The organism is Brachybacterium sp. J144 (assembly GCF_036321705.1).
Taxonomy (GTDB): Bacteria; Actinomycetota; Actinomycetes; order Actinomycetales; family Dermabacteraceae; genus Brachybacterium.
The window spans coordinates 22159-28271 of the sequence record NZ_JAZDCG010000038.1; the positions used below are offsets into that span (position 1 = coordinate 22159).

Sequence of the window (6113 nt, forward strand, 5' to 3'; positions counted from 1 at the left end):
GCCCCGGATCAGTGCTTCTTCGGGGTGTACAGCACAGGGGCGGGGAGCCCCGCCTCCTCGCGGATCCGCCGCGAAAGGTGCTCGATCGAACGCAGGGCATCAACGAGCGCAGGCACGGTGACCTCGAAGGGCATGCAGTGGATGGTCTCGCCCTCCGCCGTCGCACCCTCGGCGACCTTGGTGATCGTGTCGATGTCGTCCACATCGATGCCGACCTCGGTGAGGGTCGTGGGCAGCCCCACGCGAGTCGTGAACTCGATGAAGTCAACGATGTCCTGGTACGGGGCACCTTCCAGGACGAGCTGGGTGAGGCTACCAATGTTCACCTTGAAGCCGTGCATGAGCCCGTGGGTCTGGGGCACCTGCGTGAGGCCGTTGTGGATCGCATGCGCTGCAGCAAGGCCACCCGACTCAAAGCCAAGACCCGAAAGCAGGATGTTCGCCTCCGTGAGCTTCTCGACCGCGGGAGTGATCAGCCCATGGCGCACTGCGTCCATCGCAGGAAGCGCATTCTCCCAAATGATCTCCCAGGAGAGCTTCGCGAGAGCCGTCCCGGTGACTGTCGCGAGGTCACCCGCGATGGTGTCGGAGAAGGACTCCGCCACGGCTTTGGCCTCGAGCCAGGTCGCGAGCGCATCCCCGACACCTGCCGCGAGGAAGACGGGTGGTGCCGCCGCGATGACATCGACGTCCACAAGGACGAGGTCGGGGTTGTGGGGGAAGATCCGGTACTCCAGGAAGTTGTGCTCGGCGGTGTAGATCACGCCGAGCGCGGAGGTGGGCGCGTCCGTGGATGCCGCCGTCGGTACCGTGACCCACCGGATGCCAGTCTCGTGCCCCGAGGCCTTCGCGACATCGATGGCGCTTCCGCCACCCACGCCGACAACCACATCGGCGTCGTGCTGCTTGATGAACTCCACGAACCGGGCGATCTCCCCGGGATGGGGAATGCCTCTGAACTCCTCCCAGATGACAGGCAGCCCGGCTGCCTCGAGGCTCGCGACGACACGGTCGCCGACGAGCTCGCGGACGAAGGCATCCGAGATAATGAGGGGCTTCTTGCCGACGCGGGCGAGGTTTTCGCCGAACTGTGCGAGCGCGCCGCGCCCCTGGACGTACCGACCAGGGCTGACGAGTGTCTGAACAGTGCTCTGAGCCATAGCTGCAGTCTCCTTCGACTGGAGGATTCTTCCGACTGGATTCTTCGAGTCGCCGCTGCGGGTGATGCGCCGCGGTTGTGCTCCACGCTAGGGAAGCCCGCGGGGTGTGCACATCGGGAAGAGCCCTACGCCGGAGGTAGGGAAAATCCGCCTTGTCCGCTCCCGCCGCGAACGGAAGGGTAATCGCGGAGCCCTTCAGGCACGCTGAAGGTTTCGATGAGGAGGCCCCGATGACACCGGAGGACGCACCCCGTACCCGAACGGAGCGGGAGGAAGGCCCCGACGCAGCGCAACGCGATTCGCTGTATAGCAGCCTTCTCACGCTGATCTTCGGATTTGTGCAGATCCTCGCCTGCCTCGCTCTCGGAGATCTGGTGGTCGCCCTGGCCGGGGTTCCCGTCCCCGGGGCGATCCTCGGGATGATGCTCCTGCTGATCGTGCTGTCCGTGAAAGGACACGTGAAGGGAGACAGGCAGGGCCACGGAGAGGGGCTCGCAGCCATCCGCGTCTCCGACCGTCTGCTGGCGCTGCTCCCGTTGCTCTTCGTCCCCGCGGGCACCGGGGTGATCGTGCTCGTGGCGAGGATCCGGCTCGATGCCCTGCCGCTGCTGGCCGGTCTCGTCCTGTCCTGGGCCGCAGGATTGGCCGTCACCGCGGTGGTCTCCCGGTTCGCCCTCAAGGCCCAGAACGGGTTCCGTTCGAGGAGAGCATCGTGATGTCGATACTGCACGAACTCTGGCGTGTGCTCACCGATTCCCCGGTCTTCGGGGTCGGCCTCACCCTGGGAGCCTTCCTCCTGGCGAATCGGATCGCGACCTGGGTGCATGGGCACCCGCTCGCCAATCCGGTCTTCCTCTCGATCCTTCTGACCTGCCTCGGCCTCGCCCTGACGGGCGTGGACTATCAGACGTACATGACGGGGGGAGAGATGATCGGATTCCTGCTCGCACCGGCAACCGTGGCCCTTGCGGTGCCGCTGCATCGGGAGGCACAGCGCATGCGAGGCTCCTTGATCGCTGTTCTCGCCTCTGTCGTGGCGGGCGCAACTGCTGCTGTGGTCACCGGGTATCTCGTGGTGCACGTGCTCGGAGGGAGCGCGGCGGCGGCCTTGTCTATGGCTCCGAAGACCGCCACCACGCCGGTCTCGATCGCAGTCTCCGAGAAGATCGGCGGGGAGCCGGCGCTCTCCGCGGTGCTCACGATCCTTGCGGGGATCCTAGGGGCGATGGCCCTGGGTCCGGTACTAACGGCGGCGCGGGTGCACGACCCGCGTGTGCGTGGGCTAGCGATGGGTGTTGTGTCCCATGGGATCGGCACCTCGGCGATGCTCCAGTCCGAACCTCGGGCAGCAGCATATTCAGCTCTTGCGATGGCGATCACGGCGCCGGTGGTCGCTCTCCTCTCGCCCCTGCTGGTTGCAGCCTTGCTGATGGTCGGATAGTTCAGGAGTCACCCATGACACCCCACATCTCTCCTACATCTGTTTGAACTGTGCAAGATCGAGCTGGGCGAGCATGGTCCGATTGCGCACCCCGGTCTTTCGCAGCAGCGAACCGACATGCTTCTCCACGGTCTTGACCGAAATATGAAGGGCGGTAGCGATCTCCTTGTCCGGCATCCCCTGGCTCACGAGGTCTCGCACCTCGTGTTCGCGGGCCGTGAGCGCTTCCGCAGAGGGGTCGGCGCTCTGGGTCAGCCACGCGGCGTTCTCGGCATCCAGAAGGATCTCCCCACGACCGGCAGCGATCAGGGTGCGGACGATCTGCTCTCCCGTCGCGTGATGGCTGAGATACCCCTTGGCTCGGAACCGCGTGCCCGCGCGATACGTTCCAGCGTTGGGAGCCGCGTTCGAGACCACGACTGAAGGATCTCCCGGCAGATGCAGGTTTCCCTCCGCATCTCGATCCACCCCCGATAGAACCTCGATGTCCGCGACCACGATGTCGGGCGCGAGCAGATCACAGGTCGAGACGAGAGTCGAGGGATCATCGAGTTCCCCGACCACGTGCAGGCTCGGCTCGGCAAGGTTCACTAGGCGCGCGATCCCAGAACGATCCACCGGCCAGCGACAGGCGATCAGGACCCGGATCCGACGGGCCTGCGAATCCTCGCTGCGGCTCGGCGTATCCGGAAGCTGGACGCGTACTTGGGTTCCCCATCCCGGTGTGGAGGTCACGGAGAGATCCCCACCGATCTGCTGCGTCCGGGAACGGACCTGGCGCAGGCCCTGGCGGAGCGGCGGATCCTCGGTGGCGAGCGCCGTCGCGACCTCGAAGCCGACACCATCGTCCTCGACCATCACCGTGAAGGCCAAGGGCTCATACAGCAGACCCACACGCACCTTTGTCGCCTGGGCATGGCGGACCACGTTGTTTAGCAGTTCTTGGACGATCCGGAAGGTCTGGTGCACCGTGTCGTTCGCGATCGGTCGCTCGTCGCCCACGAGCACGAGCGAAGTGTGTGCTCCGCTCGTGGACTTTATCCAGTCCAGTTCGGCGCGCACGGCGTCGTGGAGGGTGCGGCCGCCGAGGCTGTCGGCCACGGAGTCGATCGTGGTCCGCCGGGTATCCTCGAGCGCAGCCTCGGCGGATTCAAGGGCCAGATGGATGTGCTCGCCCACTCTGTTGGCATCGATTACGGCGTCGAGAGCTTGGGCGGCACCGAGGTGGGCGACCAGCCGGGTGAGGTTAGTGCTGAGGGTCTCATGCAGGTCGCGTACGGTGCGCTCGCGCTCACCGGCGATCACTGCGGTGCGCATGCGCTCGACCGTCTGACGATGGGCTTCCGCATTCACGAGAGCCAGCGCCGCATGGTCGGCGAACAGCTCCAGCAAGGCGAGATCACGTGTGGTGAAGACTGTGTCAGCCCCCGCGCCGAAGACGACGAAGACTCCGATCACGTTCTCCCCATGCAGCATCGGGACGGCAATCACCGCCGAGCGATAGCGAGTGGTCGTCGGGTCGATGTGCCCTCGGTAGACCGCTGCGTACTCGTCAAAGATCACGCCTGATCGCGCGCGCACCACCTCCCCGGTCACTCCTTCGCCGATCGGGAAGGTCTCGCCGGCCTGGCAGCCGACGCTGAGGTCGACCATCTTCGTGTAGGTCCCTGAGCGTTCGTCGACGAGAGCAATGGATCCGCTCGAGGACTCCAGTAGGGACACGGCGCGCCGGAGGATTCGCTCGAGGAGCTGGTCGAGGTCGAATTGACCAGCCAGATCTCTCGCGAACTCGCCGACGATGCGGCGCAACTGGACATGGTCGGGCATCGCCAGATGGGTCTGCGGTGCAGATTGTCGCGTGGCAGAGACGTTCATAGAGCTCCTCGTCGAGCTGGTGTGCTCGGACGCCGTCGTCCCGGGCACCAAATGTGATGAGGGTACCAAGTGGCCATGCCGATGGGCGAGATAGTGGCGCGGGCGATCCCCTGAGGACACACAGGTAGGGGGATCCCGCCTCGGCAGAGCAGGGGAAGTCCTCATAGCACTGAGGACGGGGCCTCCGTACCTGGCTCTTCAAGGTTCGTGGTGAAGGAGAGCGTCGCGTCGCTGGCGTAGAACGGCCCGTGGTCCTGCTGTGATGGGTGTTGTCAAGACATCCACACCTCAGAGGACCACGAGCCTGTGCACGAGAATACTGGTTCGCAGCGTGATGCTGCGAGCACGATCTTCAACTTGCCCGATTACCGCGTCACAGACGCGATCGACCTGCCCGACGGAGGCCGTCGAGTGGTGATCGAATCCATCGAGCCGCCGGGCTGTCCGTCCTGCGGGGTGCTCGCGACCAAGGTCCACTCCCGCCGGTCCCAGAAGGTGCGCGACGTCCCCGTGGCCGGGGCGGTGGAGGTGGTGTGGGCCAAGCGGCGCTGGTTCTGCCTCGAGCCGGCCTGCGCCCGGCGCACGTTCTGGGAAGCCACCGATCAGGTCCCTTACCGTGCGCGTTCGACGACCCGGCTGCGGGATCAGGTCGTCTCCGCGGTGCTCACCTCGGGCCGGGCTGCCTCCGAGGTCGCCCGGGCCCATGGCGTCTCGTGGTGGCTGGTCCAGTCCGCGCTGGCGGCGGCCGCAGTGGTCCTCCCCGCCGCCGAGGACGTGCCAGTGACGCGCCTGGGCATCGATGAGCACCGCTACCGGTCGGTGCGCTGGTTCCGCACCGATGAAGGTGCCTGGAGACGGTTCGAGCCATGGATGACGACCCTGGTCGACCTGACCACCGGACAGGTCCTCGGCGTCGTCGACGGCCGGGACTCCACCGCCGTCGGGGACTGGCTTGCCCAGCGCTCTGAGGACTGGCGGGAGCGGATCGAGATCGTCGCCATCGATCCCTCGGCCGCGTTCCGCAAAGCACTGCGGACCTACCTGCCCCGCGCTGCGGTCTCGGTCGACAAGTTCCACCTCGTCAAGCTCGGGAACGACATGGTCACCGCCGTGCGGCAACGCCTAGCCCGCACCCATCACGGTCGCCGGGGTCGGAAGGATGACCCGGCCTGGGCGCACCGGATGCTCCTGCTGCGCGGCGCTGACACCCTCACCCCGAGGGCGTGGGAGCGGTTGGAGAGGGTGTTCCGCACCGATGACCCCACCGACGAGCTCTCCGCCGCCTGGGGCATCAAGGAGCAGCTCCGTCGCCTATTGGCGACCGACACCCTGGCTCAGGCCTGGGAGGAACGGATGCGGATGGGCTACTTCGTGCAGATCGCGAATATGCCCGAGGCGACCAAGCTCTACGACACCGTCGTGACCTGGTGGGACGCGATCGAGGTCCTCATCGTCACCGGCGCGACCACCGCTCGAGTCGAGGCCGCGAACACCGGCATCAAGAACATCAAACGCATCGGCCGTGGCTTCCGCAACGCCGAGAACTACCGGATGCGTATCCTGCTGACCAGCGCCGCGAAAACCGTAGCGTGAATACCCGCCACAGCAGGGTCATTCACCACGAACCGCGAAGAGCC

5 protein-coding genes are annotated in these 6113 nt (G+C 66.0%); 3 read left to right on the forward strand and 2 right to left on the reverse strand.

All coding sequences use genetic code 11. The features are described from left to right. Positions 1–8: 8 nt before the first annotated feature. Positions 9–1160, reverse strand: coding sequence for a glycerol dehydrogenase (locus V1260_RS15630; RefSeq protein ID WP_329747736.1), 1152 nt, complete (start codon positions 1158–1160; stop codon positions 9–11). 338 nt (positions 1161–1498) lie between these two features. Between V1260_RS15630 and V1260_RS15635 the strand changes: the two genes are divergently transcribed. Both V1260_RS15635 and V1260_RS15640 read left to right on the forward strand, forming a co-directional pair. Continuing rightward, positions 1499–1876, forward strand: coding sequence for a CidA/LrgA family protein (locus V1260_RS15635; RefSeq protein WP_329747737.1), 378 nt, complete (start codon positions 1499–1501; stop codon positions 1874–1876). Then, entirely contained in the window at positions 1876–2601 is a 726-nt protein-coding gene (locus V1260_RS15640) for an LrgB family protein (RefSeq protein WP_329747738.1), read from the forward strand. The genes V1260_RS15635 and V1260_RS15640 overlap by 1 nt, the downstream gene beginning before the upstream one ends. A 33-nt stretch (positions 2602–2634) precedes the next feature. Here the strand turns inward: V1260_RS15640 and V1260_RS15645 are convergent, their stop codons facing one another. Then, complete coding sequence (locus V1260_RS15645) at positions 2635–4476, reverse strand: GAF domain-containing protein (protein WP_329747739.1); 1842 nt, start codon at positions 4474–4476, stop codon at positions 2635–2637. 306 nt (positions 4477–4782) lie between these two features. Here V1260_RS15645 and V1260_RS15650 point away from each other — a divergent pair, with 306 nt between their 5' ends. Continuing rightward, a complete protein-coding gene (locus tag V1260_RS15650) occupies positions 4783–6069 on the forward strand; it encodes an ISL3 family transposase (RefSeq protein ID WP_329746494.1) in 1287 nt (428 codons plus the stop codon). The last annotated feature ends 44 nt before the right edge of the window (positions 6070–6113 follow it).

Bases quoted from the DNA above. Each gene is read 5' to 3' on its own strand.
- V1260_RS15630 (WP_329747736.1), bottom strand. From the start codon at position 1,160: ATGGCTCAGAGCACTGTTCAGACACTCGTCAGCCCTGGTCGGTACGTC.
- V1260_RS15645 (WP_329747739.1), bottom strand. From the start codon at position 4,476: ATGAACGTCTCTGCCACGCGACAATCTGCACCGCAGACCCATCTGGCG.
- V1260_RS15640 (WP_329747738.1), top strand. From the start codon at position 1,876: ATGTCGATACTGCACGAACTCTGGCGTGTGCTCACCGATTCCCCGGTC.